The sequence below is a fragment of the uncultured Anaerotruncus sp. genome (assembly GCF_902490045.1).
GTDB lineage: Bacteria > Bacillota > Clostridia > Oscillospirales > Ruminococcaceae > Anaerotruncus.
Genome location: NZ_CABUCJ010000033.1, coordinates 1 through 22,683, shown reverse-complemented (window position 1 = coordinate 22,683; position 22,683 = coordinate 1). Strand labels below are relative to the sequence as shown.

Annotated in this window: 15 protein-coding genes and 1 other annotated feature; of the genes, 9 read left to right on the top strand and 6 right to left on the bottom strand. The window is 63.7% G+C overall.

What is annotated here, in order from left to right; translation table 11 throughout:
• Positions 1–1,354 (bottom strand): TrpB-like pyridoxal phosphate-dependent enzyme (locus RDM88_RS05470; protein ID WP_308753861.1); only part of this gene is annotated, 1,354 nt, incomplete at its 3' end.
• Positions 1,355–1,425: 71 nt separating this feature from the next.
• Positions 1,426–1,673, bottom strand: a binding site (T-box leader).
• A gap of 224 nt (positions 1,674–1,897) precedes the next feature.
• On the opposite strand from RDM88_RS05470, the gene RDM88_RS05465 reads away from it, so the two are divergent.
• The 4 genes from RDM88_RS05465 to RDM88_RS05450 all read left to right on the top strand — a co-directional run bounded on the left by RDM88_RS05465 (position 1,898) and on the right by RDM88_RS05450 (position 8,143).
• Positions 1,898–2,485 carry a hypothetical protein gene (locus RDM88_RS05465; RefSeq protein WP_308753860.1) on the top strand — a complete coding sequence of 196 codons (588 nt, stop codon included), beginning with the start codon at positions 1,898–1,900 and terminating at the stop codon, positions 2,483–2,485.
• On the top strand, positions 2,469–4,100 hold the full coding sequence (locus tag RDM88_RS05460; RefSeq protein WP_374045417.1) for a GH3 auxin-responsive promoter family protein: 1,632 nt from the start codon (positions 2,469–2,471) through the stop codon (positions 4,098–4,100). The genes RDM88_RS05465 and RDM88_RS05460 overlap by 17 nt, the downstream gene beginning before the upstream one ends.
• Positions 4,097–6,616 carry an HD domain-containing phosphohydrolase gene (locus tag RDM88_RS05455; RefSeq protein ID WP_308753859.1) on the top strand — a complete coding sequence of 840 codons (2,520 nt, stop codon included), beginning with the start codon at positions 4,097–4,099 and terminating at the stop codon, positions 6,614–6,616. The genes RDM88_RS05460 and RDM88_RS05455 overlap by 4 nt, the downstream gene beginning before the upstream one ends.
• A gap of 213 nt (positions 6,617–6,829) precedes the next feature.
• Positions 6,830–8,143, top strand: coding sequence for a cation:proton antiporter (locus RDM88_RS05450; RefSeq protein WP_308753858.1), 1,314 nt, complete (start codon positions 6,830–6,832; stop codon positions 8,141–8,143).
• A 57-nt stretch (positions 8,144–8,200) separates the two neighbouring features.
• Here the strand turns inward: RDM88_RS05450 and RDM88_RS05445 are convergent, their stop codons facing one another.
• The gene (locus RDM88_RS05445) at positions 8,201–9,397 is read right to left on the bottom strand and encodes a M23 family metallopeptidase (protein WP_308753857.1); all 1,197 of its coding nucleotides are present in this window, start codon (positions 9,395–9,397) and stop codon (positions 8,201–8,203) included.
• Positions 9,398–9,602: 205 nt separating this feature from the next.
• Between RDM88_RS05445 and RDM88_RS05440 the strand changes: the two genes are divergently transcribed.
• Positions 9,603–10,577: a carbohydrate kinase gene (locus RDM88_RS05440; protein ID WP_308753856.1), complete on the top strand. Its 975-nt coding sequence runs from the start codon at positions 9,603–9,605 to the stop codon at positions 10,575–10,577.
• 53 nt (positions 10,578–10,630) lie between these two features.
• Here the strand turns inward: RDM88_RS05440 and RDM88_RS05435 are convergent, their stop codons facing one another.
• The 3 genes from RDM88_RS05435 to RDM88_RS05425 form a co-directional block, all read right to left on the bottom strand.
• Entirely contained in the window at positions 10,631–13,309 is a 2,679-nt protein-coding gene (locus RDM88_RS05435) for a cation-translocating P-type ATPase (protein ID WP_308753855.1), read from the bottom strand.
• A gap of 151 nt (positions 13,310–13,460) precedes the next feature.
• Positions 13,461–16,544, bottom strand: coding sequence for an efflux RND transporter permease subunit (locus tag RDM88_RS05430; protein WP_308753854.1), 3,084 nt, complete (start codon positions 16,542–16,544; stop codon positions 13,461–13,463).
• Positions 16,545–16,550: 6 nt separating this feature from the next.
• Positions 16,551–18,134, bottom strand: coding sequence for an efflux RND transporter periplasmic adaptor subunit (locus RDM88_RS05425; RefSeq protein WP_308753853.1), 1,584 nt, complete (start codon positions 18,132–18,134; stop codon positions 16,551–16,553).
• A 183-nt stretch (positions 18,135–18,317) separates the two neighbouring features.
• Between RDM88_RS05425 and RDM88_RS05420 the strand changes: the two genes are divergently transcribed.
• The 3 genes from RDM88_RS05420 (at position 18,318) to RDM88_RS05410 (ending at position 21,367) form a co-directional block, all read left to right on the top strand.
• Positions 18,318–18,992 (top strand): response regulator transcription factor, encoded by a 675-nt coding sequence (locus tag RDM88_RS05420; RefSeq protein WP_308753852.1) that lies wholly within the window; start codon positions 18,318–18,320, stop codon positions 18,990–18,992.
• Positions 18,989–20,332 (top strand): HAMP domain-containing sensor histidine kinase, encoded by a 1,344-nt coding sequence (locus RDM88_RS05415; protein ID WP_308753851.1) that lies wholly within the window; start codon positions 18,989–18,991, stop codon positions 20,330–20,332. The genes RDM88_RS05420 and RDM88_RS05415 overlap by 4 nt, the downstream gene beginning before the upstream one ends.
• Before the next feature lie 90 nt (positions 20,333–20,422).
• Entirely contained in the window at positions 20,423–21,367 is a 945-nt protein-coding gene (locus RDM88_RS05410) for a 2-hydroxyacid dehydrogenase (RefSeq protein WP_308753850.1), read from the top strand.
• Between the two features lie 41 nt (positions 21,368–21,408).
• On the opposite strand, the gene RDM88_RS05405 is transcribed toward RDM88_RS05410, so the two are convergent.
• Positions 21,409–21,960: an XRE family transcriptional regulator gene (locus RDM88_RS05405; RefSeq protein WP_308753849.1), complete on the bottom strand. Its 552-nt coding sequence runs from the start codon at positions 21,958–21,960 to the stop codon at positions 21,409–21,411.
• Positions 21,961–22,080: 120 nt separating this feature from the next.
• On the opposite strand from RDM88_RS05405, the gene RDM88_RS05400 reads away from it, so the two are divergent.
• Positions 22,081–22,659, top strand: a complete 579-nt coding sequence (locus tag RDM88_RS05400; protein WP_308753848.1) for a LysE family transporter — start codon at positions 22,081–22,083, stop codon at positions 22,657–22,659.
• Positions 22,660–22,683: the final 24 nt, after the last annotated feature.

The following is a 22,683-nucleotide window of genomic DNA, read 5'->3' as shown; positions in this document are numbered from 1 at the left end:
CGTCAAAGCCCTTTTGCAGGTCGGCGTCGGTGGGGATATAGTCGGACATGGCGCCGTCGTGGAAGGCGGAATAGGCGGTCATATCGAAGTAGCCGGTACCCGTCAGGCCGAAGAGAATGGTCTTCTCCTCGCCCGTCTCCCTGCAGCGAAGCGCCTCGTCGATCGCGGCGCGGATGGCATGCGCGCTCTCGGGGGCGGGGAGGATGGTCTCCTGCTTGGCGAAGAAGACGGCGGCTTCAAACACCCTGGTCTGTTCGACCGACACGGCCTCCATGTAGCCGTCGTGGTAGAGCTTGGAGAGAATGGGGGACATGCCGTGGTAGCGCAGCCCGCCCGCGTGGTTGGCGGAGGGGATGAAGCCGCAGCCGAGGGTATACATGCGGGCAAGGGGGGTAATCCTGCCGGTGTCGCAGAAGTCGTAGGCATAGCGGCCGCGGGTGAGGGAGGGGCAGGAGGCGGGCTCGACCGCGACGATGCGCGGGTCGGCCTTGCCGGTCAGCTTATCCTGCATGAAGGGGGCGATGAGGCCGCCGAGGTTGGAGCCGCCGCCCGCGCAGCCGATGATGACGTCGGGGTACTCGCCGATCATCTCCATCGCGGTCTTGCTCTCAAGGCCGATGACCGACTGGTGCAGCAGCACCTGGTTGAGCACCGAGCCGAGCACATAGCGGTACCCCTCGGTGGAGACGGCCTTCTCGACCGCCTCGGAGATGGCGCAGCCGAGGCTTCCGCCCGTCTCGGGGTCGGCGGCGAGGATGCGGCGACCGGCCTCGGTGGTGTCGCTCGGACTGGCGATCACGTCCGCGCCGAAGGTCTGTATGACCGCCTTGCGGAAGGGCTTCTGGTTATAGGAGACCTTGACCATGTAGACGGTCAGCGGCAGACCGAAATAGGAGCACGCCTCGGCGAGCGCGGTGCCCCACTGGCCGGCGCCCGTCTCGGTGGTGAGCCCCTTGAGTCCCTGCTGCTTGGCGTAGTAGGCCTGCGCCACGGCGGAGTTGAGCTTGTGGCTTCCGGAGGTGTTGTTGCCCTCGAACTTGTAGTAGATTTTGGCCGGGGTGTCCAGCGCCCGCTCGAGGCTGTAGGCGCGGATGAGCGGGGAGGGGCGGTACATCTTGTAGAACTCGCGGATCTCCTCGGGAATGTCGACGTAGCGGGTCGAGGCGTCGAGTTCCTGGTGCGCCAGCTCGTCACAGAAGACGGGGCGCAGGTCGGATTCCGTGACCGGCCGCATCGTCGCGGGGTTGAGCATCGGGTCGGGCTGTTCCTTCATATCTGCGCGCAGGTTGTACCACTGACGGGGGATCTGGTCCTCGGAGAGGTAAATCCTGTGCGGCACGTTGTTCGATTTCATAGTGGGTGCTCCTTTCAGATGATAAATTTGCAAACAAACGGTCAAACAAAAAAGGCTTTTGTCCCAGCGACTGCTGGGACAAAAGCCTTGGCTTCTGCGGTACCACCCAAATTAGCGTCGAAACGCCCGCTTATTCCGCATACAGACATATGCGCTTCCTGGATAACGGGTGAAGATCCCGTCGGGCACTACTCGGGAAATCCCTTTCGTCCCGCCCTCGCGAGTCCATTCAGCCCGGGCCCTCCCGCCGCAATCGCACCGCCTGCGGCTCTCTGTGGGGATGGCGAACGCGCCTACTCTTCTCGGTCGTCGGTTTGCCGTTCGTTTGATTTAGAGAGATTATACAGCGGCGGGAAAGATTTGTCAACTTTAATTTTTGTGCCGGAGGGAATCTTTACAACAGGATGCCAAAAATTAACATGACATTTGTTGGATATCACTATATTGAAATGTCACATATTGCAGAAAAATGGAAAATAGATTATAATCATATTTACCAACATATGGACAATCTGTGACAATGTGACAGGAGAAAACGGACTGATGATCGTACTGCTGGGCTGCCTGAGTTTTCTGCTTTTTGTGCTCGGCGATCTGAACAGCGTAAACTGGGGCCTGCGCGCGCTGCGGCCCTGCTTTTTTGCCGGGTGCCTGCTGCTGGCGGGCTCCACGGCGGCGCTGCTCGTCACCGCGCGTCCCCGCTTCCTGCTTCCCGCGCCGCTGCGCGGGCTGGCGGGGCTTTTGGGCGCGCTGTTTCTTTTCCTGCTGGTCTACTCCCTCTTTTTCGCGCTTCCCTTCCAGCAGACCTATCTGGAGGAGTCCGCCCCGCGCCGGGCGTACGACCGCGGGGTCTACGCCCTCTGCCGGCACCCGGGGGTGCTCTGGTTTATTCTGTTTTACCTCTGCTGCTGGCTCGTCCGGAGCTCGGACGCGCTCTTTTGGGCGTGGGTCCTTTTCAGCCTGCTCAACGTGGGGTACATCGTGCTGCAGGACCTCTATATTTTCCCGCGCACCTTCGGCAACTACGGCGAATACCGGAAGACCACCCCTTTTTTGATCCCGAACCGCGCCAGCATGCGGCGCTGCGCGGCAACGATAAAGGCAGGAGAGGAGCATGGGCGTGAATTTTGAGGAGAAGCTCGGGAACCAGCAGTACGACGACCTCTGGCAGGAGTACTGCGGATTTCTGAACCTGGATATCGGCGGCTACATGCAGATTCAGAGAAGGCTGATGGAGGAGCAGATCGGGCTGTGGAGCGCGAGCGCGCTCGGGAAAAAGCTCCTTGACGGCGAAAGGCCCCGGACGATCGAGGAGTTCCGCCGCGCGGTCCCGCTGACGACCTTCGAGGACTATGCCGACGTCCTGCTGCAAAAGCGCAGCGAGATGCTGCCTGCCGAGCCGGTGGTGTGGATTCAGACCACCTGGGAGGGCGGCAAGCACCCGATCAAGCTGGCACCCTATACGCGCGGGATGCTCGACGTCTTCAAGCGCAACATGGTGGCGGCGCTCATGCTGGCCACCAGCAAACGCCCCGGCCAGTTTTCCATTGCGCCGCGCGACCGGACCCTCTACGGGCTGGCGCCGCTGCCCTACGTGACGGGGCTTTTCCCGCTGATGCTCGACGAGGAGCTGCCGCTGCGGTTTTTGCCGCCGGTGGAAGAGGCGGTGAAGATGTCGTTCGGCGAGCGAAACAAGAGGGGCTTCGCGCTCGGCCTGCAAAGCGGGCTCGACCTCTTTTTCGGGCTGAGCAGCGTCATCAGCTATATCACCACCAGCTTCACCGCGGGGGGCGGGAAATCGAAGAAGAATCTGTTCCAGTATTCCCCCGCCATGGTCTGCCGCTACCTCGCGGCCTCCTACCGTGCGAAGCGGGACGGCCGCACGGTGCAGCCGAAGGATATCTTCCGCCTCAAGGCGCTCATCTGCGCGGGCACCGACACGAGCTATTACAAGCCCTCGCTCGAGGAGGCGTGGGGGGTGCGCCCGATGGAAATCTACGCGGGCACCGAGCCGACCCTGATGGCGACCGAGACGTGGGCGCGCAACGGCCTCGTCTTTTTCCCCGACAACTGCTTTTATGAGTTCATCCCCGAGCAGGAGATGTATAAAAACATCGACGACCGCGCCTACCAGCCCAAGACCTACCTCATGGACGAGCTGGCCGCGAACCAGAATTACGAGGTGGTCATCACCGTGCTCAAGGGGGGCGCGTTCGTCCGTTACCGGGTGGGGGACGTCTTCCGGTGCCTCAGCACGGGCGGCGAGCAGGAGGGGACGCGCCTGCCGCGTTTCGCCTTCGTGGACCGGATTCCCACCGTCATCGACATCGGCGGCTTCACCCGCATCACCGAGGACACGATCTCCGACGTCGTGCGCCTGTCGGGGCTGGGCATCCACGACTGGGCGGCGCGCAAGGAGTACAGCGCGGACAACCGCCCCTATCTGCACCTCTATCTCGAGATCGCCTCCGGGTCGCTCGAGGTGATGGCGGTGAGCAAGCAGCTGCTCCGCGAGCATCTGAGCGTCTACTTCAAATATTTTGACAACGACTACAACGACCTCAAAAAGATGCTCGGCATCGAGCCGCTGCAGATTACCATCCTGCGCACCGGCACCTTCGACGCGTTCCGCCGGGCGACCGGGCAGGAGGTCCGGAGGATCAACGAGTCGGGTTTCCGCATCTCCGAACTGCTGCGCTTTCAGGAGCGGGACTATCCGTTGGAAAGGGGAGTCGTGACGCCATGATCCAGATTCCGTTCCTCTATGTCCCGGTCGTGGGTGTCTTCTGCTACACCATCCTGCTGCTCGCGCTGGCCGCCGCGAAGAAAAACCGGCTGATCCGTTCCTTCATGAACCTGCTGGGCTGCTACCTGCTCTGGACGGCCGGGTCGATGCTCATGCGCCTGCAGTTCTACCCGGGCTTTGAACTGTGGTATGAGATCTCCATCCTCAGCCTCTTCTGCATCCCGCTGCTCCTTTACAATTTCATCTTCAACTTTGTCGACGCGAAGGGCCTCTTTTTAAAGCGCCTGTGGACGGTGCTGACCATCGCCACCCTTGTGCTTACCCACTTCGAGGTCTTCCTCAAGCGGCCCGTCTTCGTCGACCTCGGCAACGGGACGGGCGTTTTCCGCTACAATACCGGCTGGGAGATCGCCATCCCCTGCGTGCTCTTTTTCTTCATCATCCTCTCGTCGGCGGTGATGCTCATCAAGTCGCGGGAGCTCACCTCCGCCTGGACCCGCCCGATCGTGGTGGGCATCTGCTTCCTCTTTCTGGGCAACGTCCTGTCGATCGTGCCGGGCAACATATTCCCGTGGGATACCCTGTCGGGCATCATCAACGCGGGCTATATGTTCTACGCCCTCTACCGCAAGCGGCTCTTCAGGCTGACGCTGCTCGTCTCGCGCGGCACGATGCTCGCGTGCAGCGCGGTGCTCGTTTCGGTGCTCTTCGCCTACTGGGCGGGCCCGCTCGAGCGGATGATCCTCGCTTACTTCCCGCAGGTCGCGGGATACCAGTCGCTGATCATCGCAATCCTCTTCGCGGGGATCATCCTCGCCGCCTATAAGCTGCTCTACCGGGTGATGGACAACCTCTTCGTGCGGGATACGCAGGTGCGCGCGCAGCATCTCAAGGAGTTCAGCCTGCGCGCATCCAAGAGCCTCAACCTCGACGAAATCCTGCGTGAGCTGGTCGAGGTGGTCAAGGACACCGTCTCGGTCGAAAAGGTCTACGTCTGCCTCGAGGACGGCGGCGGCGAGACCTACCGCACCGCCTATTCAGCCAGCCCGCTCGATGTGAAATCCTTCTCGCTGCAGGCGGCCAACCCCTGCATCCAGTGGTTTCAGGAACACGACGGCTGCCTGATGCTCCGGGATTTCCAGCGCAGCGTGCTCTATAAATCGATGTGGGAGTCGGAGAAACAGCTGCTGGCGAACATGCACATCGAATGCATCGTGCCGCTCAAGAGCGACAGCGACCTCGTCGGCATCCTGCTGCTCTCCACCAAGCCCAAAAAGGGCGGCTACTCCTTCGACGACATCGCCTTCCTCGAATCGGTGCAGTCGGTGGCGTCGATCGCGATCAAGAACGCGAACCTCTACAAGAAGGCCTACGACGAGTCGCGCATCGATCCGCTGACCGGCCTGCTCAACCGGAAGTCCTTCTATGAGAAGCTGGGGGAGGAGTTCGAGCGGTGCAAGAACCACTCGATCGCGCTCGTCATCCTCAACCTCGACGACTTTAAGCTCTTCAACCAGCTCTACGGCAACCGCGAGGGGGACGCGGCGCTCCAGCAGGCGGCGCGGATCATTTCCACGACGCTGGGAAGCAACGGCTCCGCAGCGCGTTACGGGGGGAAGGAGTTCGCGCTCATCCTGCCCTTCTACGACACGATGAAGGCGCTCAACCTCGCAACCGACATCAAGGGGCAGATCGCCAACATGAACCGCGGCGTGGAGGGGGAGAGCCTCAAGGTCATCACCCTCAGCGGCGGCGTGTGCGTCTATCCCTACGCGGCCTCCAACCTCGCGCAGCTCATCAGCAACGCCGATATGGCGGTCTATAACGCCAAGCGCAGCGGCAAGAACAAGATTATCGCCTATTCGCTCGAGTCGCCCCTCTCCCAGGCGCCGATGGAATCCCCGCTGATCGAGGGCGGCCGCTACGAGGAATACGCGCCGACCGTCTTTGCGCTGACCGCCGCCATCGACGCGAAGGACCACTACACCTTCAACCACTCGCAGAACGTGGCGGAGTATTCCACCACGCTCGCGCGGGCGATCGGGCTGAACGCCGACCATGTGAAGATCATCTATGAGGCCGCGCTGCTGCATGACATCGGAAAGATCGGCATCCCCGAGCAGATCCTGACCAAGCCGGGGCGGCTGACCCCCGAGGAATACAAGATCATGCAGAAGCATGTGGAGAACTCGGTGGCGATGATCCGGCACCTGCCCTCGCTCGACTATGTGATTCCGGCCGCGATCGGCCACCACGAGCGGTGGGACGGCAAGGGCTACCCGCGGCGGATCGCGGGGGAGGACATCCCGCTGTCCGCGCGCTGCCTGGCGATCGCGGACGCCTTCGACGCGATGACGACCGCGCGCCCCTACAAGCCGGCGCTGCCTGTGGAGTTTGCGATCGCGGAGATCGAGCGCGGGGCCGGCACCCAGTTCGACCCCAAGCTCGCGCCCGTCTTTGTGGAACTGGTGCGGTCCGAAAAGGTTCGCCCGAAGGAAGCCGCCCCCGCGAAATAGGAGAATCCGGACGCCCGGGCCGCGAAAGCGGCCCGGGCGTCCTTGTCGTATCAGCCAAAAACCGCCTGCGGGATGGCCTTCGGGGTGGTGGATACGGAAAAAGCGATGGTAATATTGCACAAAAAACAATAAATGAACTTGCGAATTACGCCGAAGGGTCTATAATGAATAGTTGTGAAAAGCGTGTGAGAGAAAAGGAAAGAGGAGAATCGAATGTCATACAAATTTCTGATGGACATCGCGCTCATCCTGGTGAGCACGAAGGTCCTGGGGCTCGTGACGAAACGCTACCAGATGCCCCAGGTGGTCGGCGCGCTGCTCGCGGGGCTGATTCTCGGCCCGGCGATGCTCAACGTCCTGCAGGCGACCGACTTTCTGGCGCAGGTGTCCGAACTGGGTGTCATCGTCATCATGTTTACCGCCGGTATGGGTACCGACATCCAGGAGCTGAAAAAGACCGGGAAGGCGGGGTTTGTCGTCGCGCTGTGCGGCGTGCTCGTCCCGCTTGCAATGGGCGCGGGGCTGGCCTTTTTCTTCAACCGGGACGAGTTCGCGCATCCCGGAAACGTCCTGCTTCAGAACATCTTCATCGGCGTCATCCTGACCGCCACCTCGGTCAGCATCACGGTCGAGACCCTCAAGGAGCTCGGCAAGCTCTCCACCAGGGTGGGCAACACGATCCTCGCCGCCGCCCTCATCGACGACATCCTCGGCCTGATTGCGCTGACCGTCGTGACGAGCATGGCGGGCGCGCAGGTCAGCATGGTGGTCGTCTTTGTCAAGATCGCCGCCTTCTTCGTCTTCGTGGGCGTGGCCGGTGTGCTCGTCAGCAAGCTGCTCGGCTGGTACATGACCAAGGTCATGCACGACAAGGACCTGCACCGCTTCCCCCTGCTGGCCTTCGTCCTCTGCCTTGTGATGGCCTACTGCGCGGAGGAGTTCTTCGGCGTCGCCGACATCATCGGCGCCTTTTCGGCGGGCGTGGTCATCGCCACCACCCCCAAGGCCAAATATATCGAATCGAAATTTTCCCCGCTCTCCTACCTGCTGCTGACCCCGATCTTTTTCGCGAGTATCGGCATCAAGGTGATGCTGCCCAAGATGGACGCGGCGATCGTGCTCTTCGCGGTGATGATGGTGCTTGTGGCGGTCGTCTCCAAGCTGGTCGGCTGCGGACTCGGCGCGAAGCTCTGCGGCTTCAGCAGCCGCCAGTGCGTGCAGATCGGCTTCGGCATGGCCTGCCGAGGCGAGGTCGCGCTGATCGTCGCCAACAAGGGCATGGCGATGGGGCTCATGCCGCCCGCCTTCTTCGGCCCGGTGATCATCATGGTGGTCTGCGCGGCTATGCTGACGCCCATCCTGCTGAAGGTCGTCTTCAAGCCCGCGAAGGGCGAGGTTCCCGAGGAGATGGAGCAGAGCGACCTGGTCGACCGCTACGACGAGGTCGAACAGCTCGACTATGTGTCGCAGGGACTGCTGGCCGCCAACGACAAGCTCCGTGAGAAGAACCAGAAGAATAAGGAATAAAAATCGGAAGAAAAAGCCCCCGGCCGGCGGCCGGGGGCTTTTGATATGCGGCACTTCTTAGATTCCGGGGTCGAAGGCGGTCCACGGGTTCACGAAGACGTTGTTCACCGCCAGCGCGAAATGCAGGTGCGGCCCGGTCGAATAGCCGGTGGTGCCCACCTCGCCGATCTTGTCGCCTTTTTTGACGGCGTCGCCCGCGGAGACGGAGAGGGAATCCATGTGGTAGTAGAAGCTCTTAAGACCGTAGCCGTGCTCGATGACGACCGTGTTGCCGGTGAGCTGGATGCGCTCGGCGAAGAGCACGCGGCCGCTGTTCGCGGCGAGCACGTCGGTGCCCGTTCTAGCGGCGATGTCGATCCCCCCGTGGCGGGAGGGGGCCGGGTCGTCGTTGGTGTAGCGGATGCAGCCGAACTCGGTGGTGATCTCGCCAGAGACCGGCTGGAGGAAGGGGTTCTCCCAGTACTGCACCGGGTCGGCGACCTCCTTGAGCGGCTCCACCTTCTCCTCCCATTCGGCGTTGGCGGCGGCGGAAAGCGCCGTCTCCTCCGCCGTGGCGGCGTCCATCTCGAGGTGCTGTACCTCAAACTCCCGCTGCTCGACGACGATCTCACGGGTGAGAACCTCGTCCCCCGCCGTGAGGGTGAGGCTGTAAACGCCCGCCGGGGTGGTGTAGCGCACCGGCAGCAGCGCGACCTGGCTGCCGTCCCCGGCGGAGAAGAAGCGGGGCGAGAACCCAAGGATGCTTTCAGCGGAAAGCTCCGCGCCGTCGGCGTAGAGTGCGCGCAGGACGACCGTCTCCCCCTGACGCGCGGCGGCGTTCAGCGAGAGCTGCACCGGAAACGTGCAGTCCGCCGTGAAGCGGTAGACGGCCCCGCCGCCAGCCGCCTCGTAGGCATAGCCGCCGTTTCGCGGCGGCAGAAAGCCGCCCAACTCTCCGGACGCCCCCTCAAAGGCGGGAAGCCCGTCCGGGCCGGTCACGGTGACGGCGTACCCGTCGGGAAGCAGGGGCAGCTCCGCCGGGTCGGAGATCGAAAAGACGGGCGGTTCCGCGCCCGCCTCCACGAGTTCGGCGCGTTCCCCGAGGGAGACGGCGAGCGGCGGGAGGGACTCGGGCGCCTGCGGCGCAGCGGAAGCGGCGGGCGCCGCCGGGGAAGGGACCTGCGGCGCTTCCGGGGCCGGATGGCGGGCGGCGCAGGCCGCGAGCAGAAAAGCCGCGGCCGTCAGGGCGAGGACGCGGACAACAAAACGTTTCATGCGAAAACCTCCTTTGCGCGGGACATCCTTTTTTTCATCCTACCATGGATTGCACTTGGGCTCAACCGCCCAGGCGCGGAAATTGAAAAAAACGGGCAGGAAAATCTCCCCTTCCCGCCGCGGATATGCTATAATGGCGGTAGCTTTGAGGCGAGAGGATCTGCGCGGCCGTGCCGCGGTGAAAAAAGCGGAGAGGGGCATGGATATGTATGACGTAGTCGCGGTCGGCGAACTGCTGATCGATTTTACCCCGGCGGGCGTGAGCGACCGGGGGGCGGCGCTCTTTGCGCGCAATCCGGGCGGCGCGCCCGCAAACGTGCTCGCGGCGGTCACCCGCCTCGGCGGCAGGACCGCTTTCATCGGCAAGGTGGGGGAGGACGGCTTCGGGCGCTTCCTCCGGGACACCCTCGGCGGCCTGGGGATCGACACCGCCGGGCTCGTCATGACGGGGGAGGTTCCGACCACCCTGGCCTTCGTCCAGCTCGACGAGCATGGGGACCGCTCCTTCAGCTTCTACCGCAAGCCGGGCGCGGACATCATGCTTTCGCCGGGGGAGGTGAAGCGGGAGCTGATGGCGCGGGCGCGGATCATGCATTTCGGCTCGGTGTCGCTCACCGACGAGCCGAGCCGTTCGGCGACCCTCGCGGCGGTGCGCGCCGCGAAGGAGGCGGGCGCGGTCGTCAGCTACGACCCTAACTACCGCCCGCTCCTGTGGGAAAGCCTCGACGAGGCGAAGCACTGGATGCGCGAGGGGCTTTCCTTTGCGGACATCGTGAAGGTGTCCGACGAGGAACTGGAGCTGCTCACCGGCGAAACCGACCTTGAGCGCGGCTCCCAAAAGCTCGTGGAGGCGGGCGTGTCCCTCGCGCTTGTCTCGCTGGGCGCGAGGGGGGCGTTCTTCCGGCTTGGGGAGCTGTGCGGCCGCCAGCCGACCTTCGACGTCAGGACGGTCGACACCAACGGAGCTGGGGATTCCTTCTTCGGGGCGGTGCTCTTCCGCCTCTGCAAAAAGTCCCTCGCCGAAATCCGGAGCCTCACCCGCGGGGAGCTGGAGGACGTCCTCTCCTTCGGCAACGCGGCGGGTTCGATGACGACCACCCGTCCGGGCGCGATCCCCGCGCTGCCCACGATGGAGGAGGTGCTCGCCTGCCGCGCGCACACGCCGCTCCTGCTGAAATAGAAAATGGGAAAAAGCCCCCGCCGTCCGCCGGACGGCGGGGGCTTTTTGCGGCGTTACCGCGCGGAGGCGAGCTCGCGGGCGGTGGCGACCGTGTGCCGGGCGGCGCGGTTTTTGACGCCGAGGATGACGCCGGATACGATCGGGACAAAGACGCAGTAGGAGGCGACGGTCACGAGCTGGGAGGGGGTGAGGGGGACCGCGCGGAACATCGGGGCCAGCAGGGGGCTGTAGATGGCGAAATACATGATCACGGCGGAGCTGAGCACCGCCCCCACGAGCTTGAGGTTATTGAAGGGATTGATTGCGAAAATGCTCTTCGTCTCGCTCTTGCACTCAAAGACGTGGATGAGCTGCATCATGACGAGCGCGAGCAGCGCGCCGGTGCGGGCGGTGTGCAGGTCGCCGCAGGAGCGGATGAGGGAGGTGAAGACCCCGAGGGTGCAGATGCCGATCAGCAGCCCGCGGATGACGATCGTAAAGCCGAGCCCATTGGAAAAGACCGATTCGTCGGCGCGGCGGGGCTTTTCGCGCATGACGTCCTTTTCGGGGGGCTCCAGCCCGAGGGCGATGGCGGGCAGACCGTCGGTCGCGAGGTTCACAAGGAGAATCTGGATGGGCAGCAGCGGGACCGGCATGCCCATGAGCATGGCAAAGAACATCGTGACGACCTCGCCGATGTTGCAGGAGAAGAGGTAGCGGATGAATTTGCGGATGTTGCGGTAGATGACCCGCCCCTCCTCGACGGCGGCCACCAGTGTGGCAAAGTTGTCGTCCATCAGGATGACCGACGATGCCTCCTTGGTGACGTCGGTGCCGGTGACGCCCATCGAAACGCCAATGTCCGCCTCCTTGACGGCGGGCGCGTCGTTGACCCCGTCGCCCGTCATCGCTACGACGTTGCCCTGCTTTTTGAAGGCGCGCACGATCCGCAGCTTGTGCGCGGGGGTGACCCGCGCAAAGACAGAAATGTTCCGGATTTCCCGGGCAAGCGCCTCGTCGCTCATCCCGTCGAGCTCGCTTCCGGTGACGACCCGGTCGCCCGGCCGATAGATCGAAAGCTCGGCGGCGACCGCCTTGGCGGTCACGGCGTGGTCGCCGGTGATCATGACCGGCCGGATACCCGCCTCGCGGCATTTGGCGACCGCGCCGTAGGCCTCCCTGCGGGGCGGGTCGAGCATGCCGGCGAGCCCCGCGAAGACGAGCCCCTGCTCGCTGCGGTCGTCGGCGGAGGAGGCCTCCCGGTAGGCAAAGCCGAGCACGCGCAGCGCGCGGCCCGCCATCGCCTCGTTTTGGGCGGCGATCTGCCTGCGCAGCTCGGGGGTGAGCGGGACGATCCCCGCCTTTGTGACGCACCGGGTGCACCGCTTCTGCAGGATGTCGGGCGCGCCCTTGGTGAAGAGGAACCGCTTGCCGTCCTCCCGGCGGACGGTGACCGACATCATCTTGCGGGTGGAATCGAAGGGGGTTTCCCCCTCCACCTCATAGGGACGGGATTCCCGGTAGAGCCCCGCCTTGGCGGCCATGACGAGCAGGGCGGCCTCGGTCGGCTCGCCGAACACCTCGAGCTCGCCGCCCTTTGAGAGTCCCACCAGTCCGCGCAGCCCCTCCCGCTTGGGGGAGACGGAGGCGTTGTTACAGAGCAGCGCCACGTCGAACAGCATCGCGGCGGAGGGGAAGTCGCAGGGCGAGACGACGCGGCCGTTCAGCGTGAATTGCCCGGAGCTCTCGTTGCCCGCGCCGCTCACCTCCAGTCGGCAGTCGAGGGTCTGGACCGCCTTGACGGTCATGCGGTTCTCGGTGAGGGTCCCGGTCTTATCCGAGCAGATGACGTTGGCGCAGCCGAGCGTCTCGACGGCGTGCAGCCGCCGAATGAGGGCGCCCCGCTTGACCATCCGCCCGACCGAGAGGGCCAGCGCGATCGTGACGACGGCCGGCAGGCCCTCGGGAATGGCGGCGACTGCCAGCGAGATGCCGGTGAGCAGCATGTTGAAGGGGTCCTCGCCGCGCAGGATTCCGGTGACGGCGACGACGCCGCAGATGACGAGGCAGGCGACGCCGATGACCTTGCCCATCTGGGCGAGGCGCTTCTGGAGGGGGGTGGGCTGCGCCTCGATGCCGCCGAGCATGTCCGCGATCTTGCCCATTTCGGTGTTCGCGCCGGTGGCGGAGGCGCGGCAGACCGCCTTGCCCTGGGTGACGAGGGTGCCCATGTAGACGAGGTTTTTCTTGGCGGGGGAGGCGGGGTCGGCGGCGGGGGACTTTTCCACGCCGGCGGATTCGCCGCTGAGCATCGATTCGTCGCAGAGGATGCCGCCGCCCCCAAGGACGCAGCCGTCGGCGGGGATGCGGTCGCCCGCCTTGAGGCAGAAGATGTCCCGCGGGACCACCTCGCTGGCGGGGATGCTCCGGGCCTGCCCGTCGCGAACGACGACCGCCCAGGGCGCGGAGAGCTCGCCGAGCTTTTCGAGGGTGCGCTCGGTGCGGTACTCCTGGAAGAAGCCGAGCAGGGCGTTGATGAAGACGATCGCGACGATGGTAAGCGCCTCGGTGTATTCCCCCATCAGCGCGGAGACGACCGTCGCCGCGAGCAGGATCATGATCATGGCGTCGCGGAACTGCCCCGCGAAAATTTTGAGCATACCGGCTTTTTTGCCCGCGCGGATGCGGTTTTCCCCATGTTCGGCGAGCAGTTTTTCGGCCTGTCGGCCGGTCAGTCCCTGATAGTCCTCCATAGGATGTTTCAGTCCTTTCCCGTCAATACTCTTGTCCCTAATATCTATTCCGGGCGCGTATGGGATATGCCTTCACGGTACGGGGAGAAAGAACGGGAAACGCCCGCCCCGCGCAGGCGGGACGGGCGTTTTCATGCGGAAAAAATCAGGGTCAGAGCTGCGAAAGCTCCTCTGGAGAGAGGTCGATTGCGGGCGGCTTCAGCGCGGCATCGGGGTCGGTGTCGTTGTTCTTGCGGGGTTTGCCCCGGAAGAGCAGGTAGAAGGTCGGCAGAAGCAGCAGGGTCAGCACGGTGGAGGCGGTCAGGCCGCCGATGATGACGATCGCCATGCCCTGCATCGCCTCGGCGCTGCTGCCGACCGCAAGGGCCATCGGCAGCATCGAAAGGATGGTGGTCAGCGTGGTCATCAGGATGGGGCGCAGACGGCTGCGGCCCGCGTAGATGAGCGCGGTCTCGGCGTCCATGCTGTTGCGGTAGCTGTTGGCGGTGTCGATGAAGAGGATTCCGTTGTTGACGACGGTGCCGACGAGCATGAGGAAGCCCATCAGCGAGGGCATGCTCATCGTCACGCCCGACAGCAGCATCAGCCCGAAGGAGCCGATGAGGGAGAAGGGGATGCAGATCATGACAATGATCGAGAACCGCGCAGATTCAAACTGCATCGCCATGACCATGAAGACGAGCAGGACCGCGGTGAGGATGGCCCCGCCGAGGGCGGAGAACTCCTCGTTCATGCTCTCCATCATGTCGCTCGCGGCGATCGAAACGCCGGTGGGCAGGATGCCCTCGACCGATCTGGTGACCTCCTGGGTGATCTTTGCGGCGTTTTTCTCGGCGGCGGTGGTGAGCTGGCCGGAGACGGTCACAATGTACTGGTTGTTCTGGCGGTCGATCTGGAGGGGGGCGTTGGAGTATTCGATCGTCGCGATGTCGAGCAGCGGGACCTGTTTGCCGCCGGGGGCGGTGAGCATCAGCCCGGACAGGTCCGCGACCGTCCTGTAGCGGTCCTTGGGGTACTCGATGCGGATATCGTACTCCTGCCCGTTGACGCGCAGCGTGTCGGGGGAGCTGCCCTCCATGATGTTGTAGACGGTGCCGATGACCTGCTTCGGGGTGAGCCCGACGGCGGTCGCCTTGATCGGATCGACCTTGATCTCCGCCTGCGGGTCGCCGGAGGAGACGGTCGAGGTGACGCGCACGATTTCGCCGCGCCCGCGCAGCAGCTCTTCGATCTGCTTGGAGACGCCGCGCAGGGCGTCGAGGTCGTTGCCCTGGATATTCACGTCGACGCTGGAGCTGGAGAGCATCGACATCATGCTCGCCGCGCTTACGTCGACGTCGTAGCCGACCGTGTCGGCGGTCTGGGCGCGCCAGATGTCGACCCATTCCTTGGTGCTCTTCTCACGGTCGCCCTTGAGGTAGACGGAGATCGAGCCGCTGCCCGAGCTGAACATCGAGCCGCTGCCGCCGCCCGAGAGGGAGTAGCGCTCCACGTCGGGACATTCGACGACCATGGCTTCCAGGCCGGTCAGGATTTTGTCGACCTCTTCGAGTTTGAGGCCCGGCTTGGTGTCGACCGAGATCGAGATGGAGCCCTGGTCGATGTCGGGCATCAGCTGCATCGGAATGAAGAAGACCATCCCGACCGAAACGACGAGCAGCACGACGGAGACGATGACGACCAGCGCCTTGTGACGGAAGGTCTTTTTGAGGAAGCCGCCGTAGGAGACCTCCACCTTTTTGAGCCAGAGGCCGAACCTGCCCTCCCGCTCGACCGGCTTGAGGCGGCAGAACATGAGCGGGACGATGGTAAGCGCGGAGATGAGCGACGCGGTCAGCGAGAAGATGATCGTGAAGCCCAGCTGGCGGAACATCTGCCCGGACATCCCCTTGAGGATGCTGATGGGCAGGAAGACGACGATGGTGGTGATCGTCGAGGCGATGATCGAGCTGGTGACGAATTTCGCGCCCTCGAGCGCGGCCTCCCGGTGGGTGAGCTGGCGCTCCTGCCGCTGGAAGCAGCTCTCGAGCACGACGATCGAGTTGTCGACCATCATGCCGACGCCGATGATAAGCCCTCCGAGGGAGACGACGTTGAAGGAGAAGCCCATCATGTTCATGAGAATGAGGGTGGTGAGCACCGAGACGGGGATCGAGCTCCCGACGATGAGGGAGGCGCGCCAGTCCCGGAAGAAGAGGAAGAGCACGAGCATGCAGAGGATGACCGCGCCGATCAGGGTCTGGATGACCGTCTCGATCGAGGCGAGGATCTGTTCGCTCGAGTCGTTGATGACCTCCATGCGCACGCCGATGTTGCTGTCGTTGATCCGGTTCATCGTGTCGATGACCGCGCGGGAGACGTCGACGGTGCCGGCGCTCTGCCGCTTGGTGATCGAGACCATGACCGTCTCATGGCCGTTGTATCGGCTGATCGAGCCGGACTCCTCGGTGCCCTGGTAGATGTTCGCCACGTCGGACAGGCGAATGACCTGCCCGGAGGAGAGGGTGATGGGGATGCTTTTGAGCGACTCGACGGTGTTGTAGCTGACGCCGCCGCGCAGGGAAAGCTCCTGGTCGCCGCGGTCGACGCTGCCAGCCGGGATGGAGAAATCGGCGGCGCCCACAAAGCCGATGATCGTGTTCATGTCGAGCTTATACTGCTTGAGGCGCTCCTCGTTGAGGGTGACGCTGATGTAGTCCTTCTGGCCGCCCATCACGTCGGCGGTGGCCACGCCCGAGAGCTTTTCGAACTCGGGCTTGACTTCGTCGTCGATGAGGCGGAGCAGGTCGACGTCGCCCGTGGCGTTGGCGGACAGGACGATGCTCGGCATCATGTCCATGCTGACCTCGATGATGGTCGGGGTCTGGGCGTCGTCCGGCAGGGTGCTCTTGTACATGTCGAGCTTCTCCTGCAAATCCATGTGCGCCACGTCCATGTTGGCGCCGTAGTCCATCTCGAGCATGACGAGTGACATGTTCTCCTTGGACTGCGAGGTGACGTTCTTGACGCCGCTGAGGCTCGACACGGAGTCCTCGACGACCGAGGTGACGAGGTCGTTGACCTCCTCGGGCCCCGCGCCCGGATAGACGGTGAGGATGATCATGGCGGGCATCTCCATGTCGGGCATCAATTCGAGCGGAGCCCCCAGCATGGCCGAAAAGCCGAAAACCACCAGCGCCAGCACGACGATGAGCATCGACACGGGGCGCTTAATCGCAAGTTTTGTCAAATTCATAGGGCGTCAGTCCTCCTGTGCGCCGCCGGCCGCGGCGTCGGAAGCCTCTGCGTCCGGTTCGTCCTGCGGGCCGTCGGAAGCGGCATCGCCGGAGGAGGCCTCCTCGGAGGCGGCTTCAGTGGATGCGGCAGCCGCGGCCTCGGCCGCCGGGACGACGGCGGCGCCGTCGGTGAGGTTAGGGTGCCAGGTGGAGATGATCCGGGAGGCGCCGGTCAGCCCGGACGTGACCTCGACCGACTCCTCGTTGGAGATGCCCGTCTCGATAGGGGTTTTGACCGCGTGGCCGTTTTCGAGCAGGTAGACGTACGCGGCGCCGTCCTCATAGTAGACGACGCTCTGCGGGATGAGCAGGCTGCCGCGCGCCTTGGCGGTGTCGGCGGTGACCTTGACCGAAAGCCCGGTCAGAAGGGCGCCGTCGTCCTCGTCGGCGGAGGCCTTCACCTTGAAGAGCCCGGTGGCGGGGTCGACCATCGTGCCGACCTCGGCGATGGTGCCCTCATAGGTCCTGCGGCCGTTTTCGATCGTGACCTTGTCGCCGGGGGCCATCTGGCCGGCCGCGTCGGCTGGGACGTAGAAGGTGACCATGAGGGTGGATTTGTTGGAGACGGTGTAGGCGGGGCTCGACTGGGAAACCAGCCCCTGCTCGGAGACGTTCTTCTGTTCGATCACGCCGTCGATCGGGGAGGTCACGCGGGTGTATTCGAGCTGCTTGGCCTGCGCCTCGAAGGCGGCGGTCGCCTGCCCGAGGGAGGCCTTGGCGACCTTGATCGCGTCGTTATGTACCGCGTCCTTGGTCAGCTCGTAAATCTGCTCGGCCGACTCATAGGCGGTCTGCGCGTTGCGCACGGCGGTGCGCAGCTGCTTGTGCTGCGCGTCGTCGCCGTCGTCAAGGTCGTTGTAGTTGGCGCGCATCATCAGGTACTGGGCCTCCGCTTGGCCATAGGAGGCCTGGAGCCCGTCCTTCTGGGCCATCAGCTTTTTGACCTCATCAGCGTCCCCGGCCTCCTGCGCTTTTTTAATATCCGCGTCTTTTTCGGCGATCTGCTGTTTGAGGCTCTGCATGGACTGCTGGAAGGCGGCCATGCCGTTCGCGATATCGTCCATCGAGTCCTCGGTGCCGTCGTTGTAGTCCCGCAGGCTCTGGCGCGCGGTCGAATAGGCGTTCTGCGCCTGCTTGAGCTGGCTTTCGAGCTGGATCATCTGCATGTCGAAGGAGCTGCCGAGCGCCTGGTCCATCTGCGCCTGCGCACTCATGAGCTGTGCCTGCGCGATGTTGACCGACAGCTGGATGTCGGATGGGTCGACCTCGAAGAGGAGCTCGCCCTTTTTGACCTCGTCGCCCACGTTCTTATGGACGGCCAGTACGGTGCCGGCGACCTTCGGGAAGACGCTGACGAGCTCATCCGGCTCCACGGTGCCGATGAACTCGGTGCTGAGGGCGAGGTCCCCCGTTTCGGCGGTCACGGTTTCCACAAAGATGCTTTTTTCCTGGGCGACCGTCTCTTCGGCCTTGGGAGCGCAGCCGGCGGCGCCGGCCATCAGGCAGACTGCCGTCAGACAGGCCGCGAAGCGCGTGCGATTTTGGTTCATGCGTATATCCCTCCAAATTATATAACAAAAATACAACAGGATTAATCATAGTCCTTCTGTATGAACTTTTTTTGAACTCCCGAACCCGGAAGGCGGACTTTGGCGGAAATTTAACCTTTTGTTCATAAAAATCCGATATACTCAACATGTACTTGTGAAACTTTCTTAGGGGCGTGATGCGGGATGTTCCATATCCTGGTGGCGGAGGACGATTACAGCCTGCGGGAACTGATGAGCGACTACCTGGCGGAAAACGGATACCAGGTCTATCAGGCGAAAAACGGCGCGGAGGCGCTCTCGGTCATGGAGGACGCGCACATCGACCTGCTGATCTGCGATATCATGATGGCGGAGCTGGACGGCTACCGCCTGACACAGGAGCTGCGGCAGGCGGGGTACACGCTGCCGGTCATCATGGTGACCGCGCGGGAAACGCTGGAGGACAAGCACCAGGGCTTCCTCGCGGGCACCGACGACTACATGGTCAAGCCGGTCGATTTTGAGGAGCTGCTCTGGCGGGTGTCGGCGCTGCTGCGGCGGGCGCAGATGGCCAGCGGTCACAAGCTGCGCATCGGCGACATCGAGCTCGATTACGACGCGCTCTCGGTGACCGACGAGCACGGCACGACGGTGCTGCCCAAAAAGGAGTTCCAGCTGCTCTTCAAGCTCCTGAACGCCCCCGGCAAGACCTTTACCCGCCAGCAGCTGATGGACGACATCTGGGGGCTAGACTCCGACGCAGACGAACGCACGGTGGACGTGCACATCAAGCGCCTGCGGGAAAAATTCGGCGGCCTGCGGCAGTTCAAGCTCGTGACGGTGCGCGGGCTGGGCTACCGCGCGGAGAAGCTGGTATGAAAGCGGGGCGGCGGGACGGCCGCGAGGCGGCCGATATCCTGCGGGTTCACTCGGTGCGCTTCAAATACCTGGTGACCCTCTTCGTGGTCATCTTTCTGGCGTGCGGGATCACCTATCTGGTCACCTTCATCAACATCTGGGGCCGGATGCAGCAGTCGGTCGAACTGCAGATCCAGTCGGTCGTGGACATCTTCTCGGGGTTCATGGACCGCTCCGGCCTGACGACGCGGGACATCGTTGACGAGCTGAGAAAGCGGCTTGACGTCGTGGAGGTCTACGAGCGCGCGGAGGAGCTGCCAGAGCCCTTCTCCGGCGCGGCGCTGGAGCCGGGAAAGCTCGAGATGCGCACGGTGCACGGCCGCTTTGAAGGGGCGGTGCGGATGCCGGACGGCTACCTCTACCTTTCGGTGACGCCCCCGCCGGGCCAGTTCACGGGGATCCGGAAGCTGGTGCTTCAGACCCTCTTCCTCTGCGCGGCGATCGCGAGCCTCGGTGCGGTGGTCGCCATCCACCGGGCCATCCGCCCGCTGCAAAAGCTCAACCAGGCTATCCGGCAGGTGGCGCGCGGCAACTTCGACGTGCACGTCGACTTTGAGAGCCGTGACGAGATGGGGGTCGTGGTGCGCAACTTCAACTGGATGGTCGGGGAACTGCGCAACATCGAATACCTCCGCAAGGACTTTGTGAGCAGCGTCTCCCACGAATTCAAGACCCCGATCGCCGCGATCCAGGGGAGCGTCAAGCTGCTGACCTCGGCGCCCTACGGGAAGCTGAGCGAGGAGAAATTCCAAAAGTACACCCGCCTGATTTCCGACGAAACCGACCGGATGGCGAGCCTATCCTCCAACCTGCTGCGCCTTTCGAGGCTGGAAAACCAGTCGGCCGCCAACAACCCCACCGTCTTTTCCCTCGACGAACAGATCAGGCGCTGCATACTGCTGCTGGAAAACCAGTGGCACGCCAAAAATATCGACCTCGACATCCAGCTCGACCGGGCGGACTGCCGGGGGGACGAGGAGCTCGTGCAGCAGCTGTGGCTGAACCTGCTCTCCAACGCGATCAAATTTACCGACGAAGGGGGCAATATCTCGGTCAAGCTGCGCAGGGTCGTCGGCGGGCTGCGGGTGGAGATCGCCGACGACGGGATCGGCATGTCCCCCGAGACGCAGAAGCGCGTCTTTGAAAAGTTCTACCAGGGGGACGACTCCCATTCCCGCGAGGGCAACGGCCTCGGGCTTTCGATCGTAAAGCGGATCCTCGACCTGCACGGCGGCGCGATCAAATACGAGAGCGCCCCGGGCGCGGGGACGACCTGTACGGTGACGTTGCCCGACCGGTAAAATTTTCATTCCGGGGGTGCAATATGCGCCGGGACATGCTATGATATCCATGAGAATACCGGCCCCCGGGCCGCTGTAAGGAGGATTTTCATGAAACTGGTGGTTCTGGAGCCGCTGGGCGTGGAAAAGGAAAAACTGCTGGCGATGGCGGAAAAAGCCGCCGCCGGGCGGATGGAAATCATCTGTTACGACACCCGCGCCGAGGATGTGCCCACGCTGATTGAGCGCAGCCGGGACGCGGACGCGGTCGTGCTCTCCAACCTGCCCTACCCGCGCGGGGTGATCGAGCGGTGTCCCGCTCTCAAGCTGATCCTGGTGGCGTTTACCGGCGTCGACCATGTCGCGATGGACGCCTGCCGGGAGCGCGGCGTCACCGTCTGCAACTGCGCGGGCTATTCCACCGCCGCGGTGGCCGACCTCGTGTTCGGTCTGCTGATCGCGCTCTGCCGAAGCATCCTTCCCTGCGACCGGGCGGTGCGGGACGGCGGCACCAAGGCGGGGCTCGTCGGGACCGAGCTGGAGGGCAAGAAGTTCGGCGTCGTCGGCGCCGGGGCGATCGGCCTGCGTGTCGCGCGCATCGCTGAGGCGTTTGGCTGTGAGGTGGTCGCCTACAGCCGCACCCAAAGGCCGGAGACGGGGCTGCGCTACGTCGGGCTCGACGAGCTGCTCTCCTCCTGCGACGTCGTGTCGCTGCATCTGCCGCTCAACGACGGGACGCGCGGAATCATCGGCGCGCGGGAGCTCGGCCTCATGAAGAGGACGGCCTTCCTGATCAACACGGCGCGCGGCCCGGTGGTGGACAGCGCGGCGCTCACAAAGGCGCTGTCCGACGGGGTGATCGCGGGCGCGGGGGTCGACGTCTTTGAGACCGAGCCGCCCATCCCGCGGGACCATCCGCTCTTTTCCGCCCCCAACCTGATCGCGACGCCGCACGTCGCGTTCGCCACGAGGGAGGCGCTTGAAAAGCGCGCGGTGATCGTCTTTGAGAACCTCGCGGCGTGGCTGGACGGCACGCCGAAAAACGTCGTGCGGTAAGAACTGCAAAAAAGCGGGGCCCGTTGCGGGCCCCGCTTTTGTTATCTCCCGTAATAGATGACCATGCTCAGCTCCACGACTCCGGCCCCGGCGCTGCGGTAGCCGTGGGGGCGATCCGCGGCGAAGCGGATGGAATCCCCCGGGCCGAGCGGGTAGTCCGCACCGTCGACCGAGACGACCGCATCCCCGCGAAAGACGGTGATGCTCTCCTCGCTGCCGGGCAGGTGGGGGGCGGCCTCAAGATGCCCGCCCGGTTCGATCTCGATGCGGTAGAGCTCGAAGGGGTGCGTTTCGTCGAAGGGAAAGACAGGGTAGTTGCGGTAGCTGCCCGCATCCTCCAGAAGAGGGGAGGTCTCCGCCGCGCGCACGACGGAGGTCCCCTCCTGCGCGCGTTCAAGCAGGGCGGAGAAGGAGATTTTCAGGCCGTTCGCGATCTTCCACAGGACCGAGATGGTCGGGTTGACGTCCCCGCGCTCGATCTGCCCGAGCATGCTTTTTGAGACGCCGGTGAGCTGTGCGGCGGCGTCCAGACTCAGCTTCCGGTCGTCCCGGAGCCGCCTGAGGTTGCAGGAGACGGTTTCTTTTACATCCATGGCGTCCTCCCAATCCGAACTTGACAATATGCTGCACATAATATACAATATAATGTATATCATATCCTGCACAAAAAGATGACCATATTATACATCTGTTTGCCTGGGAGGTCAACCGCCATGTTTCATTTCGCGTCGTTTCTGGCCTATATCTTTGTCACCGCCTTTACGCCCGGCCCCAACACGGTCCTGTCGATGTCCAACGCGGGACGGCTCGGCTTCCGAAGGAGCTTCCCCTTCAACCTTGGAATCTGGGCGGGCTTTTCGGCGCTGATGCTGCTCTGCGGGGCGTTCTGCGGCGCGCTCTACGCCTTCCTTCCGCGGATCAAGCCGTTCATGCTGGCGCTCGGCGCGGCCTATATGCTCTGGCTCGCATGGAAGACGCTGCGCAGCTCCTCTCATCTCGAGGAAGGCACGGGGGGCGCGGGTTTTGTGGACGGCATGCTGCTGCAGTTCGTGAACGTGAAGGTGATCGTCTACGGCGTCACCTCCCTGTCCGCCTACGTCCTTCCCTATTACCGCCAGCCGCCCGCGGTGGCGGGATTCGCTCTCCTGCTGGCCTTCGTCGGCTTTCTCGGGACGGTCTGCTGGGCGCTTTTCGGCAGCCTTTTCCACCGCATCTTCTCCGAACACGCCCGCGCGGTCAACCTTGTGATGGCGCTTTTGCTCGTCTGCTGCGCGGGGTCCCTCTTCCTGTGAATATCCACGCGGAAAATGAAAATA

Bases quoted from the DNA above. Each gene is read 5' to 3' on its own strand.
- RDM88_RS05465 (WP_308753860.1), top strand. From the start codon at position 1,898: ATGATCGTACTGCTGGGCTGCCTGAGTTTTCTGCTTTTTGTGCTCGGC.
- RDM88_RS05460 (WP_374045417.1), top strand. From the start codon at position 2,469: ATGGGCGTGAATTTTGAGGAGAAGCTCGGGAACCAGCAGTACGACGAC.
- RDM88_RS05455 (WP_308753859.1), top strand. From the start codon at position 4,097: ATGATCCAGATTCCGTTCCTCTATGTCCCGGTCGTGGGTGTCTTCTGC.
- RDM88_RS05450 (WP_308753858.1), top strand. From the start codon at position 6,830: ATGTCATACAAATTTCTGATGGACATCGCGCTCATCCTGGTGAGCACG.
- RDM88_RS05445 (WP_308753857.1), bottom strand. From the start codon at position 9,397: ATGAAACGTTTTGTTGTCCGCGTCCTCGCCCTGACGGCCGCGGCTTTT.
- RDM88_RS05440 (WP_308753856.1), top strand. From the start codon at position 9,603: ATGTATGACGTAGTCGCGGTCGGCGAACTGCTGATCGATTTTACCCCG.
- RDM88_RS05435 (WP_308753855.1), bottom strand. From the start codon at position 13,309: ATGGAGGACTATCAGGGACTGACCGGCCGACAGGCCGAAAAACTGCTC.
- RDM88_RS05430 (WP_308753854.1), bottom strand. From the start codon at position 16,544: ATGAATTTGACAAAACTTGCGATTAAGCGCCCCGTGTCGATGCTCATC.
- RDM88_RS05425 (WP_308753853.1), bottom strand. From the start codon at position 18,134: ATGAACCAAAATCGCACGCGCTTCGCGGCCTGTCTGACGGCAGTCTGC.
- RDM88_RS05420 (WP_308753852.1), top strand. From the start codon at position 18,318: ATGTTCCATATCCTGGTGGCGGAGGACGATTACAGCCTGCGGGAACTG.
- RDM88_RS05415 (WP_308753851.1), top strand. From the start codon at position 18,989: ATGAAAGCGGGGCGGCGGGACGGCCGCGAGGCGGCCGATATCCTGCGG.
- RDM88_RS05410 (WP_308753850.1), top strand. From the start codon at position 20,423: ATGAAACTGGTGGTTCTGGAGCCGCTGGGCGTGGAAAAGGAAAAACTG.
- RDM88_RS05405 (WP_308753849.1), bottom strand. From the start codon at position 21,960: ATGGATGTAAAAGAAACCGTCTCCTGCAACCTCAGGCGGCTCCGGGAC.
- RDM88_RS05400 (WP_308753848.1), top strand. From the start codon at position 22,081: ATGTTTCATTTCGCGTCGTTTCTGGCCTATATCTTTGTCACCGCCTTT.